Source organism: Vibrio sp. R10-SF1-ISO8 (genome assembly GCF_059833805.1).
In genome coordinates, this window is sequence record NZ_JCBDHL010000010.1 from 523,812 (window position 1) to 539,210 (window position 15,399).

17 protein-coding genes are annotated in these 15,399 nt (G+C 44.8%); 10 read left to right on the forward strand and 7 right to left on the reverse strand.

Annotation, left to right across the window (positions count from 1 at the left end; translation table 11 throughout):
- The first annotated feature begins 320 nt into the window (after positions 1-320).
- Positions 321-1,568 carry a peptidoglycan DD-metalloendopeptidase family protein gene (locus AC6R00_RS08005; protein ID WP_500639971.1) on the forward strand — a complete coding sequence of 416 codons (1,248 nt, stop codon included), beginning with the start codon at positions 321-323 and terminating at the stop codon, positions 1,566-1,568.
- Here the strand turns inward: AC6R00_RS08005 and AC6R00_RS08010 are convergent.
- Positions 1,546-2,532 (reverse strand): LysR family transcriptional regulator, encoded by a 987-nt coding sequence (locus AC6R00_RS08010; protein ID WP_500639972.1) that lies wholly within the window; start codon positions 2,530-2,532, stop codon positions 1,546-1,548. The two genes, AC6R00_RS08005 and AC6R00_RS08010, sit on opposite strands and share 23 nt — an antisense overlap.
- Positions 2,533-2,640: 108 nt before the next feature.
- Between AC6R00_RS08010 and AC6R00_RS08015 the strand changes: the two genes are divergently transcribed.
- Positions 2,641-3,585, forward strand: a complete 945-nt coding sequence (locus AC6R00_RS08015) for an NADP-dependent oxidoreductase (RefSeq protein ID WP_500639973.1) — start codon at positions 2,641-2,643, stop codon at positions 3,583-3,585.
- A 3-nt stretch (positions 3,586-3,588) separates the two neighbouring features.
- Here the strand turns inward: AC6R00_RS08015 and AC6R00_RS08020 are convergent, their stop codons facing one another.
- Both AC6R00_RS08020 and AC6R00_RS08025 read right to left on the reverse strand, forming a co-directional pair.
- Positions 3,589-4,314 (reverse strand): glutamine amidotransferase, encoded by a 726-nt coding sequence (locus AC6R00_RS08020; protein WP_500639974.1) that lies wholly within the window; start codon positions 4,312-4,314, stop codon positions 3,589-3,591.
- A gap of 193 nt (positions 4,315-4,507) precedes the next feature.
- Positions 4,508-4,690 carry a hypothetical protein gene (locus tag AC6R00_RS08025; protein ID WP_004749160.1) on the reverse strand — a complete coding sequence of 61 codons (183 nt, stop codon included), beginning with the start codon at positions 4,688-4,690 and terminating at the stop codon, positions 4,508-4,510.
- Positions 4,691-4,899: 209 nt separating this feature from the next.
- Here AC6R00_RS08025 and AC6R00_RS08030 point away from each other — a divergent pair, with 209 nt between their 5' ends.
- The 4 genes from AC6R00_RS08030 (at position 4,900) to AC6R00_RS08045 (ending at position 6,858) form a co-directional block, all read left to right on the forward strand.
- Positions 4,900-5,193: an ArsR/SmtB family transcription factor gene (locus tag AC6R00_RS08030; RefSeq protein ID WP_004747330.1), complete on the forward strand. Its 294-nt coding sequence runs from the start codon at positions 4,900-4,902 to the stop codon at positions 5,191-5,193.
- Positions 5,180-5,758, forward strand: a complete 579-nt coding sequence (gene sigZ, locus AC6R00_RS08035; RefSeq protein ID WP_500639975.1) for an RNA polymerase sigma factor SigZ — start codon at positions 5,180-5,182, stop codon at positions 5,756-5,758. Before AC6R00_RS08030 ends, sigZ begins: the two co-directional genes overlap by 14 nt.
- A 192-nt stretch (positions 5,759-5,950) precedes the next feature.
- Positions 5,951-6,337, forward strand: coding sequence for an MAPEG family protein (locus AC6R00_RS08040; RefSeq protein ID WP_500639976.1), 387 nt, complete (start codon positions 5,951-5,953; stop codon positions 6,335-6,337).
- On the forward strand, positions 6,337-6,858 hold the full coding sequence (locus tag AC6R00_RS08045; protein ID WP_367939182.1) for a DNA mismatch repair protein: 522 nt from the start codon (positions 6,337-6,339) through the stop codon (positions 6,856-6,858). Before AC6R00_RS08040 ends, AC6R00_RS08045 begins: the two co-directional genes overlap by 1 nt.
- Positions 6,859-6,946: 88 nt before the next feature.
- Here AC6R00_RS08045 and AC6R00_RS08050 read toward each other — a convergent pair whose 3' ends face one another.
- A complete protein-coding gene (locus tag AC6R00_RS08050) occupies positions 6,947-7,969 on the reverse strand; it encodes an acyltransferase (protein ID WP_500639977.1) in 1,023 nt (340 codons plus the stop codon).
- 245 nt (positions 7,970-8,214) lie between these two features.
- Here AC6R00_RS08050 and AC6R00_RS08055 point away from each other — a divergent pair, with 245 nt between their 5' ends.
- Together AC6R00_RS08055 and AC6R00_RS08060 are read left to right on the forward strand one after the other, a co-directional pair.
- The gene (locus AC6R00_RS08055) at positions 8,215-8,802 is read left to right on the forward strand and encodes a TetR/AcrR family transcriptional regulator (protein ID WP_500639978.1); all 588 of its coding nucleotides are present in this window, start codon (positions 8,215-8,217) and stop codon (positions 8,800-8,802) included.
- Between the two features lie 108 nt (positions 8,803-8,910).
- Positions 8,911-9,759, forward strand: a complete 849-nt coding sequence (locus AC6R00_RS08060; protein ID WP_171320277.1) for an alpha/beta fold hydrolase — start codon at positions 8,911-8,913, stop codon at positions 9,757-9,759.
- 42 nt (positions 9,760-9,801) lie between these two features.
- Here the strand turns inward: AC6R00_RS08060 and AC6R00_RS08065 are convergent, their stop codons facing one another.
- Together AC6R00_RS08065 and AC6R00_RS08070 are read right to left on the reverse strand one after the other, a co-directional pair.
- Positions 9,802-10,797 carry an AraC family transcriptional regulator gene (locus AC6R00_RS08065; protein ID WP_500639979.1) on the reverse strand — a complete coding sequence of 332 codons (996 nt, stop codon included), beginning with the start codon at positions 10,795-10,797 and terminating at the stop codon, positions 9,802-9,804.
- A 4-nt stretch (positions 10,798-10,801) separates the two neighbouring features.
- Positions 10,802-11,578 (reverse strand): SDR family NAD(P)-dependent oxidoreductase, encoded by a 777-nt coding sequence (locus AC6R00_RS08070; RefSeq protein ID WP_500639980.1) that lies wholly within the window; start codon positions 11,576-11,578, stop codon positions 10,802-10,804.
- A gap of 337 nt (positions 11,579-11,915) precedes the next feature.
- On the opposite strand from AC6R00_RS08070, the gene AC6R00_RS08075 reads away from it, so the two are divergent.
- Together AC6R00_RS08075 and AC6R00_RS08080 are read left to right on the forward strand one after the other, a co-directional pair.
- Positions 11,916-13,304 carry an SLC13 family permease gene (locus tag AC6R00_RS08075; protein ID WP_239855841.1) on the forward strand — a complete coding sequence of 463 codons (1,389 nt, stop codon included), beginning with the start codon at positions 11,916-11,918 and terminating at the stop codon, positions 13,302-13,304.
- A gap of 152 nt (positions 13,305-13,456) precedes the next feature.
- Positions 13,457-14,329 (forward strand): aspartoacylase, encoded by an 873-nt coding sequence (locus AC6R00_RS08080; RefSeq protein WP_500639981.1) that lies wholly within the window; start codon positions 13,457-13,459, stop codon positions 14,327-14,329.
- A gap of 44 nt (positions 14,330-14,373) precedes the next feature.
- Here the strand turns inward: AC6R00_RS08080 and AC6R00_RS08085 are convergent, their stop codons facing one another.
- A complete protein-coding gene (locus AC6R00_RS08085) occupies positions 14,374-15,375 on the reverse strand; it encodes a CobW family GTP-binding protein (RefSeq protein WP_500639982.1) in 1,002 nt (333 codons plus the stop codon).
- Positions 15,376-15,399 lie beyond the last annotated feature (24 nt).

The window sequence follows — 15,399 nt, forward strand, 5'->3', positions numbered from 1 at the left end:
TTACAAAGGTTCGTTTTATCAGGTAGATAGCTCTAGTTAGACAAATGAAACTAAAACGTATCGAGAGAGAATTTATTTTTTAATCATAAATGATTGCAGATCTGGTTTTGTGGAATCGATATGTGCTTTAAAACTATGCTTTTCTAACTGATTTGATGTAAATATGATTTTGTTTGTGGTTGGTTTACGCTATTTTAGATATGAAGTTCGTTTGTGAAACTTTGGTACTGTCATTGGGAAATATTAAGTAGCAAAGATCGCATGTAAATACCACACCATAAATGTTATAACATAACATTAAGTTCTGATTTGTCTGTTTTATGAAGCTCGTTCGTCCCATACTGATTGCGGTAGCGATCACCGCCTTTTCTCTCTCTGCTGTGCTGACTTTCAAGTTTGAGCCGAAGAGTGAGCCAACTCCGATCAAAGTGACTGCTTATCAATCCTTAGAAAATGCAGTTCCAGCTACCCAGCAGCCGTCTGAAATTCGTGCTCACTACTTTGTTAAAGTCGGTGATACCTTAAGCACGATATTTTCGGCATGGAACATACCTTACGAGACGCTGCAAAGTATTCTAGAGGCCGATCTCGAGTCGCTGAAGTTAGACACGATTAAGCCGGGTGATCACCTGGAACTTGTGCTTGATAGCGATTCTAAACAACTCGCGAGCTTGATCTACCACCAAAGCTTGGTTGAAAGGGCGGTGTTTACTCGTGAGGCAGACAATAGCTTTAGCTACCGCTTTGTTGAAGAAGCGGGTGTGTGGCAGGAAAAGCTCTATGCGGGCGATATTCAGGGGAGCTTTTCGCTATCGGCTTACCGTGCGGGTTTAACGCCTAATCAGATCGCTAACATTACCCGAGTCTTACGTGACAAAGTTGATTTCGCAAAAGAATTGCGCGCTGGGGATCGTTTTAATGTGTTGGTCAAAGAGCAATATTTAGGTACTCATCTGACGGGAAATACCGAGATACAAGGTATTGCCATTTATCTTCGCGGCAGAGAAGTCGCAGCATTCTTGGCTGAAGATGGCCGCTTTTACGACAGGCAAGGTAATAGTCTAGAGCAAGCATTTGATCGCTACCCAGTAGCAAAACAATATCGCCGCATCACGTCTCCATTCAATCCACGACGCAAGCATCCAGTGACGGGGCGTGTTACTCCGCATAACGGCACAGACTTCGCCACTCCTGTAGGAGCGCCTGTCTACTCAACTGGTGATGGTAAAGTGATCGCGGTACGTAACCACAAATATGCGGGTAAGTATCTTGTTATCGAACACAACAGTGTTTACAAGACGCGTTACCTTCATCTTCACCGCTTTTTGGTCAAGAAAGGCCAACACGTTAAACGTGGTCAAAAGATAGCGATTGCAGGTGCTACGGGTAGGATCACAGGCCCCCACTTGCACTTTGAAGTCTTAGTACGTAACCGTGCAGTAGACCCAATGAAAGCCAATCTTCCGCTCGCGAGCTCCATTTCAAAACAAGATAAGCCGGCATTTTTGGCTCGAATCTCTGACTTTGATAGTCGAGTAGCGAGTCTTAAATTGGTGTCTGTTCGTTAATCTCGCTAAGGTTTCCTAGGCTTGAACCTGTTGATGGTGACGCCTGGAGTAGGGGCGCTGTAAAAATTTCTGAGTCATGGATGACGAGTTGCTCTATCTCATTAATTAGCCACTTCAGTGCGAGGCTAGGTTGATTTCGAGTATGCCAAGCCACCGATATAGTGGGCGAAGGTACAGAAATAGGCACGGCTTTATCTACCAGTTGTTCTTTACGTATCGCCTTGCTCGCGACAGTAAACGGCATAACACAGATTAGATTCGATTCTTGGAGCAGGTCAATTGCAGATGAGAAACTATTGACTGTCATTGCTACCCTTCGCTGCTTCCCCTTCTCCATAAGGCACTTGTCTACAGCTCCGCTAGGATCTCCAGATAATGAAACGAGAAGATGATCTGCGTGGCAAAATTCTTCCAGCGACAAATCTTGAGCTGCTAGGGGGTGAGAAGGGTGCATTACACAGGTAAAGTGGTTGTCGTACAAATGCTTTACTGTGATGTGACGATGTTTGGTTGGAAAATAATCCAACACTAAATCGACCTCGGCATTTAATAAAAGTTGTTCGCCATTTCCTTGAAATGGCACAGCATAAAGATCAATTGCGTGCGCCCTTTGCTCTATGACCGCCCTGAGCTTAGGCCAAAACAAACCACTAATTCCGTCTGTTAGTGCGACCCTGAGTTGGGTTGAGGAAGTCATAGGGTCAAATTTGGGAGGCGAAATGGAACCATTTATCTGGCGCAATGGATCAGCGATTTCTTGCCATAGCTTTTTCGCATAAGGAGTCGGTGTAATTCCTCTGCCCTGCTTTAAAAACAGTGGATCTCTCCAAGCATAGCGCATTCTGGAAACGGCTTTAGACACTGATGGCTGAGTCATTGCCAGTTGTTCAGCAGCAATCGTAATTGATTGCTCGCGCATAATTGCATCAAAGATAACAATCAGATTTAAATCAACTTTAGCCATATAATTCATTCCCCTGTGGAATAATGTTTATATCAACTATTAATTAGAAGAAATAGGTGAATCGCTGAATACTGAAGCTGTTCTCATCACATATTAAGGAAGAAAAACATGAAAGCAGCATTTATAAAACAATATGGGGAAGTGTCTAACCTAGAGATCGGTCAGTTGGAACAGCCTTCAATTAAGGCAAATCAGGTGTTGATTAAGGTTGTGGCTTCGGGGGTTAATCCTGTCGATTTTCATCTGCGTAACGGCATGATGGCACAAACTGATACCCATACCTTACCTCTCGTTCTTGGATGGGATTGCGCAGGTGTTGTTGAGTCGATTGGCGATGAGGTTGAGTCATTTGCGCTTGGCGATAAGGTGCTTTCTTTTACTCCGATCTCAGGGCAAGGCACTAACGCAGAGTTTGTGGCTGTTGATGCGGATCTAGTGGTTAAAAAGCCGGATGATTTGAGTTTTGTGGAGGCGGCTGGGCTACCACTGGCTTCTGTGACTGCTTGGCAAGGGTTGCATCATCATGGGCGACTACAACGTGGAAACAAAGTGTTGATTCACAACGCTTCTGGCGGTGTAGGTGCATTCGCTGTTCAAATTGCAAAGGCTAAGGGGGCGTATGTTGTTGCAACAGCTTCAGCAGCAAAGCTCGATTACGTTAAAAGCTTAGGAGCGGATGAAGTCTACGATGAGCAATTGCCAGAATGGCATGCTTCAATGCGGTATGACCTTGCGTTTGTTGCAAAACCAGGCGTTTATTTACTTCATAGAACCGTTTCTTGCGTTAAGTCGGGTGGTGCGATTGTTTCTACATTTGATGAACTTGCCGAAGGTGAAGTGGGGATATATGGCATCGCATTTAATCGTATGTGGGTTGAAAACAGTGCCAAAGACCTAGAGCAAGTCGTTAACCTCATAAAAGATAACCAATTAAAAGTTCCGATCGATACCGTCTATCCACTTGAAGATATTCAAAGTGCTCATCGCCGAAGTGAACAATATCAAGCTGTAGGCAAAATTGTTCTGGTCATCGATTCAACCCGAAAGTTCTAGTTTTTATCCATGCCTAGTGTTGAGTTTAGCTAGGCACAAACTCGCAAAGCGCTTCAGAACTTGTTGGGCGTGTGGTGTTGAGGTTACTTGCTGTTTTTTGGCCTCGATTTGCGCTTCTCCCAACTCTTCCTGAAAGTTCACAAGTACATCGAGCATGATGTCGGCAGTAAACTCGGGATGAAACTGCACGCCCCATGTGCACGCGCCGACACGAAACGCATGGTGCTGGTCCATATTGCTTTGTGCCAACCGGACAGCTTGCTTTGGTAATGTAAGTACAGATTGAAAATGGACGGCTTGAGCGTCGAAGTGTTCGGGTAGCTGGTTAAGCAACGGGTCGTCGATGCTATTTTCCAAACGGGAGATATTGACTGTACCGACTTCCAGCCCATTTGGATTGAAGTCGACTTCTCCACCAAAAGCGTAGCTAATAAGTTGATGACCAAAGCAGATACCCAATGTAGGAATGTTAAGCTCTGCGAGCTGCACAATTTCTGCTGCAAGCCGCTTCATCCAGTTGGTTTCTTCTGTCACCATGGACAGTGAACCCATGATGATAACGCCCGCGAGCACTTGCGGTTTTGGCAGTGGATTAGTGATTCCGTCGTGAAACTCGATCTCAAGCGTGGTGGAGCCAATGGCTTGCTTTGCCCACAGTTCAAAATCACCAAATTTGCTCAGTTGGCTTTCAGGGGCTGAGCCAACATTGACTATCAATAGCTTTTTCACAATCTACCTCCAATAACATCCATGCAGCTTGGCTAAGTTATAGAAATGAAAGACCGATAGCAATGGATAATGAGGCAAGAAAAACCGGAACAGCAAGCTATCTGTGGGAATAGATTGGTTCCGGTGGTGGGTATGCGTTTGGCGATTTGGGGAGGTGCAAACGAACCCTTAAGTCGAAATCGGTTTGCAGCAACTAGCTTTGAAAAACAATCTCATCTTCTTCCGTAGTAAATAAAACGGCTTTGTTCTGCTCTATTAATCGAACAGCCGAAGAAGGTGTCACTGCTTGAACTTCCCCCTTTGCTTTAAGCGTCAGGGACTCCCATACTCGATCTTTATATTTTCCTGTTTGTGTGTATTGGATCAGTACTTTCATTGATTTCTCGCTCACTCCTGTAGCACGTACAAGAAACATTAGCTCCATCCCAAATGTTTTACAGCTGTTAAATATGCAACATTAGATTAACCAAATATGGGTGGTGAAATCGTCATTTTATGCTTGTCTAGAAAGTGGGGCTGTTAACTATTGCATCTTGGATATATTTCGATTATTTTGGAAATATATCATCTTATGTGGAGTCTGTAATGGAACTTGAAGTCGTTGCCAAAGCACTTAAAGAGCTTGGTCACCCAACTCGTCTTTCGATATACAAAAGTGTAGTCAAAGCAGGTTATCAAGGTATTGCAGTGGGTAGCTTGCAAGAGAAGCTAGGTATACCAGGCTCAACGCTTTCTCACCATATCTCTAGCCTTGCTTCAGCGGGATTGATTAGCCAACGTCGAGAAGGTCGAACACTTTACTGTGTCACCGATTACCAATGTCTAGAAGGTGTTATTGGCTTCTTGCAGGATGAGTGTTGCGCAGATGAAAACTGCTAACCCAAGCCTCAGCTTAGAGCAAGTGTGGGCAGAGTATCAGCAGGCGTTAAAGTCTTTCCTTCACTCTAAGGTTAGTAACCCAGATGATGCGGAAGATTTGCAGCAAGAGATTTTACTCAAAACCTATCAGAACTTATCTACCATCGCGGATGTCAGCAGTGTCAAAGCTTGGCTGTTTCAACTGGCTAGTCGCACCATCATCGACTTTTACCGTAAGCGTGCTCGCCAGCAGCGTGATGGCGAACTCGAAGCAGATGACTTGTGGTTTGAAGAGCAAGAGGCCAGCTTAGAGCAAGAAATGGCAGAGTGTATTAAGCCCTGTGTTAATGCTTTGCCTGCGGAGCAATCTCAACTGCTAGAAGCTATTGAACTAAACGGCGAAAGCCAAAAGCTACTCGCTGAGAAAGTTGGCGTCAGCTACTCAACGTTAAAATCGCGCGTGCAGAAAGGCCGTGTTGAACTTAAAAAACTGTTCGAGGCATGCTGCACCTTCCAACTCGATAAACACGGCAACCTCGTAGACTGTGAAGCAAAATCAAAACAGTGTGGACGTTGTAAGCCTTAAACCTCGCTATTGAGCGCTTCAGAGTGATAGCTCCCTTTATTGAAACGCTTTGATAGGGCGACAGAAATTTCCGTATCTGGGCTTAAATATTCAGCCCCGCTATTCAGCGGGGCTTTTTTATGCTTAATTAGTAATACTTAGAGATGAGAAAAATATCAGGTGTTAGAAACCTGAATCATAAGGAGAATGTTGATGGTTACAGCGCTTTACGCTGCAATTCTTGCTGCACTAATGATTTGGCTCTCTATTCAAGTGATTAAGCAGCGCCGCAAAGCTCAGGTAAAATATGCGGATGGCGGGGTGGATGCCCTGACCATCGCCCGAAGTGCACAGGGCAACGCGGTGGATTACATTCCAGTTACCCTGATTTTGATGGCTATGGTGGAGTACAACGGTGCAAGCCCTTGGATGATCCATGCGTGTGGTATTGTGTTTGTTCTTGGCCGTATATTACATGCGAAAGGTATCCTTGCAGACAGACTAAAAGGTCGTATTTCGGGGATGAAGATGACCTTCTTAGTGATGACGGTTCTGATTGTACTGAATATTGCTTACTTACCATTCGATAGGATGTGGTAATGATATTTCGTTCTCCTCCTGCATGGGCGCTAGTGCTGACGGGGCTAGTCCTCAATGTCTTGGCGCTTTTGATGTCGAGCATTGTGCTGGACAAATTGAGTGGGGAGATTGGTCAGCTATCTGAGCAAAAAGACGAAAACATCTATTCAATTCAGCTCGCGTGGAACAGTGTTGAAATGCTCGAACGCAAGCGTGAAATGTTGCTCCTGCATATCGCTCATGAGGGCGAAGTTCAACAGCAACTGCAAGCGACGCTACAGGGTCAATTGAGTCAGTGGGTTAATCAGCCAATACCAGAGATTAGTTTGGACAACCTTCCGCAATTGATGATGCTGATAAACCAAGCCCAGCAATCGTATCGAAATCAAATTGATGACTTTTATCTAGAGAATCTATCTATATCAGAGCTGATGACAACGCTTAATGAAAGGATCGCTTGGTACAAGAACATTGGCTTGTTTCTACAGGTGTTTGGTTTAGCTTTGATTCTTGCCAGAGACTTGGCTCGTAAGCCCAATTAACCACAAAGCGATGGATTACCCATCGCTTTGTTTTTGTCTATTGTTCAACGATTACCTAAACAATGCTCTCTATAATACTCCAACATAGCTACCTAAATAGCAGTCGATAGAGGGACGTTTTTTCTAACCCTTTAATCAAGCCAAAGGTTATCACTATCGCGCCAAACAGTACGGTCATATCTTTGGCAAATCCAGTCAGGTCCAATACTCCAGAAACGTTCATCATCACAATAATCATAGGTAGATGAGCCACGTAGAGAGGTAACACATACTTAGATTGCTTGGTTAGCCAATAATGAGTTCCGAGTGCTGGGTTTGATAGTAACCACATAAAGCAGCCCGTTCCCCACAGCACAGTGCCAAACAGGAAGTCGTTGCCATTAAACGGTTGCTGATAGTTATTGAGGATAAAGGCTTCAGCGAAATGTAACAGCATACCGACTAACGCCAGCAGCAAGGCTTGACGAGAAGTAGCATTTATCGTTTGCTGACGAATCGAAAAACCAATCGCAAACAGCAAGGTACTAAAGAACGGGCCGTTTCGGGTAAAGAATGGAGACCAGAACTCTGTTAGCCCCTGATAGCTGCCTGCAAGAACACCGTAAACATACAGTGCGATGCCAAGCGGGATAAAAAGCTCTATCTGCTTAAACTTTTTCAATCCAGCACCAATCGCAGCTGCAAAAATCAGCGCGGGAATAAACCATAAGTGGACGAGACCGCCTTCTAGCAGCGAGTTGAGTGGTGCTTGCCCAAGGTAACCCCAATATCCTTGGCGTTCGGCGAGATACCCATGCTCAGCCACAGTCGCCCAGTTAAAAGGCATAACAAGGCATATCACACTCCAGACAATAAAAATGCGCAGCAAAGGAGTGGTGTAGCGCTTAAGCGTCGCGATTGGATCAACGGTTAGCTTAGGTTGGATCAAATAACCTGAAATCAAAAAGAACAAAGGGACGGCAAAGCGTGTTATCTGGTTAAACACATATCCCACCCAGGGAGTCTCATTAATTTGCCAATAGCTGAGAAACATCTGACAGTGCATGGCGGCAATGGCTAAAATCGCTATCACGCGGCCTAGCTCAATACTTTGAATTTTCTTACTTTCCATAACGACATCAAAACCATTAAAAGTGTTCAGGGTATATCAATAAATCAGCCTTAAGGAATGAATCTAAATCAAATTATGCAGCGGCTACTATCAGTTATCAGAGTAATTTGAGAGTCAAATCTAACCCTAAGAATTGTTACATTTACGGGTTAGACTTTGTGATTTCATTCAGTGACAAGTGAGATAAAATTTGCAAAAAAGAACGAGTGTGCTAAAAATAGCATTAACAGTAACGAGAGAGCAGTATGAGTAAAGGCAAAGTTACCCGAGAAAATATCTTAAGCAAGGCATTTGAGCTAGCGAGTGAAAATGGGCTTGAGAGCCTAACCATTGGGGAATTAGCCAAGCAATGTGGGATGTCGAAGAGTGGCTTGTTTGCTCACTTTAACTCTAAAGATAACCTGCAAATAGCGGTTTTGGATTACGCCAACCAGATCTTTACTCAGCGCGTGATTGCGCCCGCGAGGGAGCGAACTTCGATCACCATCGAAGAAAAGCTCACACTGCTGCTCGATAACTGGTTAGGGTGGAACCACTCTTTTCAAGGCAGCTGTATGTTCTTAGATGCTTGGAAAGAGACGAGCGCAGAATCGGCCCCTACCCAGCAAGTACTAAAGAAAACCATCGCGACTTGGATAGAGTACTTACGAATTCAGGTTGCGAAAGGGGTCGAGAATGGTGAATTTCGTCAAGATCTTAAACCTAGGCAGGCCACGTTTGAATTGTATGGTTTGTATTTAAGTGCTCATCTGTTTTATTCGATACACGGAGAACAGGCGAGCAACGAGCACTTCTGGCAGGGCGTTAAACGTTTGATTGCAAGCTGGAAGTAACCGAATTCTAAGCTAAGTAGACACTACTTGGCTTATTATTTAATTAAAAATAGCACGGTCGTTCGCTTTTTGGCGAGAAGTAGAGACTGGCACCAAAAGGATAAAACCATGAGTGAGAAGATTTACTTTAATACCTCGCAAAAGTTCAGTGTAAAGAAGAGCTTGGTTAACATAACTACTCGGCTTCATCACACTCTCGCACCTAATCATGCGAAGAACACCGCGCGCAAGTTACTGCTGACCCCAGCGCGCACAAAGCCTAAGAATGCTGAACCAACCGGATTGATTAAAGGTGAAGTAGAATCTAAGGAAGGGGTACTCAAAACGTACCAATTAGGCACAGGCCCAGTGTGGGTGCTGACCCATGGTTGGTCGGGGAGTGCGAGTCAGTTTTACCCCTTGATGGAGCACATCGCTAGCCGAGGCTACACCGCATTAGCGTATGATCACCCGGGCCACGGTCAAAGTGGCGGCGTGTACGGGCATATTCCGGCATTTGTTCATGGCTTAGAAGCGATTTTGGATAGTGTTGATGATGTGGCTGGGCTTGTTGGTCACAGCATGGGAACGGCGTCTTCAATCGAGTGTCATCATCAGAAGTTGGTCGATAAACCATTCTTGTTGATTGCGCCTGTATTGGATTATCTCGACAACTTATTTGGCAGCGTCGCTCGCTCAGGATACTCAATGCGTTTGTTCAATGCAGTCGTTTCTGAGGTTGAAGATCAGTACCACTACCCAATTCAATCCGTCGACCCATACAACAAGCTCAAGTTACGCAGTGCGCAAACCATTATTGTCCACGATCAAGGTGACAAGTTTACTAAGTTTGAGGTGTCACAAAAGGCGGCTCAAGAAATGGAAAACGTTACGCTGGTGGCAACCCAAGGACAAGGCCACGGCAGAGTGATGAAGTGTGCTGAAGTAATGGAAAGCTTCGATAAGCTGATTGGATAAGTTTATTAAAGGGGGCTGCCAAGTCCCCTTTTAACCACCTGATTAATGGTATTGCTCTCGGTAGTGACCAGGTGAAACGCCTTTCCAAGCACTGTAGGCGCGAATAAAAGAATTGGACTCCTGAAAGCCAAGCAGAAACGAAATCTCTCCTAAAGACATCTCTGATTTCTCTAAGTAATGATCAGCAAGTTCTTCTCTAACCGTTTGTAAGATACTTTGGAAACTCTCCTTTTCAGCACTGAGCTTACGTTGAAGTGTGCGCTTACTCATCGCAAGTTTTTCTGCGACGTCTTCAATACTAGATTGACCACTTGGCAGCGCTTCCAGTAGTACCGCTCTGACTCGATCAGATGTAGTGGCCCTGCTATCGAGATCAGATAATTTTTGATTGAGTTTCGCCTCGAAAAACTCCCACATAGCCGCATTCGAGGTAAGGAAGGTTCGTGCGGCATCTTGCGCAGAAAATCGAATTTTTACCTCTTCCCCTTTGCGAATGGAGCAGCCGAAGTAGCTTTCATACTGAGTGATATCCTTCGGTAGCACTTGCAGTTCAACACTCAGTGGGCGAATTGGCTCTCGCGTCGCCAATCGTGCCAACTGGGTAAAAAAGACAGTTTCCATTAGGCCAAGCGTTTTTGGCAGTGCTTCGCGGTAGCCGTAGCAACGTACGGTGATTTCTGTGTATTGATCGGTTTGATTCACCACAGACATCATTGGGCCAATCAGCGGTTTGTATTGGCTCAAACGGCTTAAGGCTGCGTTGAAGTTTGGACTGCAGATAGAAGCAAACAGAGGAGCATCAAAAGCTTCCACTGAAAGGTGCTGTGCGAACAAGAGAGGGACCTCTTTATCCCCTGCTGCTTTTTCTAAGCCATTACACAATTGAAAGTACTCGTGAGGCGCTAAGCTGGCATTTTCTCTGCTAAATAAATCCCCTGGCAGGTTGGCATAAGCCAACACAGTTTGGAGATCAATTTGCATGTCATTGAGTAGCACTTTCCATATTGGAGAGACGGCAAATCGGTTCGCACGTTTCATTTTATTAGTTCTTTTCCATAAACTTACGAGACATTTTTAATACCATCTTACGCGGTAAGAATGGAATTACCCAGTTAAGTTGAAATTTTAGCCCACGTTCGTTGAATGCAACTAGCTCGCCTTTTTCCATTGCCTGATAACCGCACTGAGCGACTGAACGAGGTGATTTGGCATTTTTCCAAATGTCGACACCATCTAAGTTCCCCGCTGCTACAAAACCTGTTGCGACAGCCCCCGGACATAAAGCGGTTGCAGTAACATTGTACTGTGCAACTTCTTCGGCAATCGCTTGAGTAAAAGAGGTGACATAAGCCTTAGTGGCGTAGTATACCGCTTGCAATGGTCCTGGAATAAATGACGCAGTCGATGAAACATTGAGAATGCGCCCATTTCGTCTCTCAACCATACCTTGCAAAAAGTGGTGAGTTAGGTTGGTTAGGGTCACCATGTTTAACTGCATCATGGCTTGGTCATCCGTGAGTGCTCGTTCGTGGAACAATCCATGGCCGCCGAAACCCGCATTATTAATTAAAGTATCGATTTGTAGTCCCATCGCTTCGACGCTAGCAGCAACCCTATCTGCTGACTGAGGATCAGATAAGTCTTCGGCAATAACAAACACCTTGCTTTGGTATTCGCTTTCCAATTCAGCTTTCAGTTGATTTAACTTATCTTCAGATCGCGCCACCAATACAAGATCGCCACCTTTCTGTGCGTGTATTTTTGCTAGCTCTAAACCGATACCACCTGATGCGCCAGTAATTAATGCTGTGTTTGCCATATTGTGCCTCATTTTCTGATTGTTAAACGTTATGTTGTTGGGATGAGGAAATAATAAGCAATCAAATTGCGCCACACACTGGCAAAAGGTGACACATTACTCGCCAATGACGCCAATTGAATTTTTACTAAGCGAGGTTGATAAATAATTGGGGTGAATTATTTTTGTGAAAATCAATTTAGGTGTTGATGGAAAAATATCTAATTCATTCATACCATTAACATTCATAACCTTGTTGTTGATATGGTTAACAAATTCGCAATGAAAAATATTTCCAAATGGCGTTTATGTGGGATCATTTGCTATGCCACAAGGCCCTAATAAGGAAAAAATAATAATGAATAGAAATGATAGTGTCCCTTTGCCCAACAATACTAGAGAATGGTTTTTCAACCGCAATAGTCTGATTATCCTCGCAGACGTTGCTCTGTTTCTCATCTTGTATTTTACCTTGCCTTTTGACCCTCAAGTGGTGCTAGGTATTAGTATGCTCACCTTTGTCGCGATTCTTTGGCTGACAGAAGCATTGCATGTCACCGTGACGGCCATTTTAGTCCCAATTATGGCTGTTTTGTTTGGTGTATTTGACACCCAAACTGCACTGAACAACTTTGCTAACTCAATTATCTTCTTATTCTTGGGTGGCTTCGCCTTAGCTGCCGCTATGCATCGTCAGGGACTGGATAAAGTTATTGCAGATAAAGTGCTGATCCTCGCTAAAGGTAAAATGAGTGTGGCTGTGTTCATGCTGTTTGGTGTTACCGCTGCGCTATCAATGTGGATCAGTAACACTGCGACCACGGCGATGATGCTGCCTTTGGTACTCGGCGTGTTAAGCAAAGTGAATTCTGAAAGTGGTCATAAGACCTATGTGTTTGTTCTGCTCGGCATCGCCTACAGCGCAAGTATTGGTGGTATTGCAACGATTGTTGGTAGCCCACCGAATGCTATCGCCGCTGCGGAAGTTGGTTTAACTTTTACTGAGTGGATGAGCTTTGGTGTACCAACTTCGCTAATTTTATTGCCTGTTGCTATAGCTGTTCTTTACGCGACTCTAAAGCCAAACTTATCTGGAGAGTTCGAGTTAAATCGCGACGCGATCAACTGGGATAAAGGTAAGGTTGTGACTTTGGCTATTTTTGGCGCCACCGTCTGCTTATGGATCTTCAGCAAGCCGATTAATGCCATGCTCGGTGGTTACGCTAAGTTTGATACCCTTGTGGCGCTAGCGGCCATTATCGCAGTTAGCTTTGCCCGCGTTGTTCACTGGAAAGATATTGAGAAGACCGCAGATTGGGGCGTTTTGCTCCTGTTCGGTGGTGGTATCTGTTTGAGTAATGTTCTAAAGGCAACGGGAACAAGTGTCTTTCTTGCCAATACCCTGAGTGAGATGATTGCTCACTGGGGGATCTTCTTCATCATCGCTATCATTGCGGTTTTTGTTGTGTTCTTAACGGAATTCGCCAGTAATACGGCGAGTGCGGCCTTATTAATCCCTGTATTTGCAAGTGTTGCTGAAGCGTTTGGCATGTCGCCTGTCATCCTGTCTGTTCTGATAGCGGTTGCCGCATCCTGTGCCTTTATGTTGCCAGTTGCGACGCCTCCGAATGCGATTGTGTTTGGATCTGGGCACATTAAACAGAGTGAGATGATGCGAGTTGGTATTATCCTTAACATTGCTTGTATCGGCGTGCTAACCTTTATCGCTCTGAGCTTTTGGACCTAGCCACTAGTTAGCTTGATGCCTAAACTCCCTTAAGCCTACCTACTTCGGTAGGCTTTTTTAGTTGTGCGTATTTCAAACCCTAGAAAGTTTATTTTGCATGTTTTGTTATGTTATAACATTTGCATCATTTAAAACCTTGGAATGGAAATATAATGGACAAGATCAATAGCGCGCTGATTGTTGCGGGGACACATGGTAATGAGCTTTCAGGTATATATTTACATAAGCTGATTAATGACAGGCTTTACTCCGCTGAACGTTCAACATTTACTACCTCTTCGGTGATCGCTAACCCAGAAGCGGTAAAACAGAATGTGCGCTATTTAGAGACAGACTTAAATCGAGAGTTTGCTGAGCTTGGTAACGAGAAAGAACGCGTATTGCATGAGAGTAAAGCCGCTTCTGCGTTCGCTGCCAAATATGCTGCCAGTAAAAATCAGCTCATCGTTGATTTACATAACACGACCAGCAATATGGGCGCGACGCTCATTCTACTCTCTACGGATCGCTTCTACCGAAAAATGGGGGCCTACGTAAAACAGCGCATGCCAAAAGCAAACATCTTGTTTGAAGATAGAAAGCCATGGTCAGAGCAACCTTATTTGTGCTCAACAGGCGAGTATGGCGTGATGATTGAAGTCGGGGCTCAAGCTCATGGCTCGCTGAAGTCGGAAACACTTGAGTTGATGAAACAAATGCTCACGGCGGTGCTAGATTACGTAGAAAAGCACAATCTCAATCAGCTAGATAACTTGCAAGATTACAGCGCGTTTTTCTACACGGAAGAGGTGCCAATTCTGCTCGATCAAGATGGAATGCGCAGCGCTATGGTTCATCCGATGGTATGCGGGCGAGACTTTGAAGTGGTGAAGCAAGGAGAGCCGCTACTAGCAACGTTTTTAGGCCATGATATTCTTTGGGAGAAGGCACAAGATATCTACCCACATTTCATCAATGAAAGTGCCTATAGCAAAGCCAACATTGCGATGGCTTTGGCAGAGAAACGCACGGTGTCAGCAAGTTAGAAAAATCCTGAGTGCTCGTAGAGAGCACTCAGGATTGACTGCATTTAGTGTATAACACATTCAAGGAGCTTGCTTTCTAAGTCTGCCGCTACCGTTTCGGCGATCACTTCGATACGAGTTTCACTACATTCATCGAGATCAGACTCAGTCAGACCATCCTCGGTTAGGTTATAGCCGAAGATGCCATCTTGGGTAATGAATACCGCTTTCATGCGTTCAGCTTTTAAGCCGACTAACAACCTCAGCAATTTTTGGCGGTCAAAGATTTTGTTCGCTGAAAATCGCCATCCTGCGCTCTGATAACCTTCACCTGAGTTGGTGGCTTTTAGCATACCGCTGTCTGGCATCGGCAACTCGGAAGCCAGTGGTTTACTTTCATGATGATGGTGGTGGTGTGGAGTATGCGCGTCTAGGTTTGCTTTTCCTTCAAACTCAGACAATGAAAGTCTGCCATGCTCAGCAAAGACAACCTTAGTATTTGGACGACTGACCTCAGCAACATAAGCTTTGAGTTTGGCTTTGTCACCGGGCTGATACAAATCCTGCTTGTTGCCGACCACGGTATCAGCAATGGCAATCTGCTGATTGAAGGTCTCGTGATGAGTATAACGTTGATCAGACAACTTACGCGCGTCGACCAAAGTGACGTTTTTTTGCAGTGACAACACTTGGCGATAATGCTCAGAAGAGAGAACCTCTAACACTTCTTTAGGGTGACCAAGACCTGTTGGTTCAATCAATAGGCGATCAGGTTTTGCCTCTGATAGCAGCTGATTGAGGGCGATTTGCATCGGCAGACCAGCTGCACAGCACATGCAGCCCCCAGGCACTTCCCGGATAAATACTTGCTGACCTTGATTGGTTTGCCCGTGGAACAAACTGCCATCGACACCAATTTCACCAAACTCATTAACCAGCACCGCCCAGCGTTCATCCTCTGGTTTGCTTTTCATTAGATTCAATATCGCCGATGTTTTCCCCACGCCGAGAAAGCCTGTGATGATGTTGGTTGGAACTCCCTTTATTGCGGAGTTATCAGTGCTCATTGGTTATTCTCCTATAGACTGACT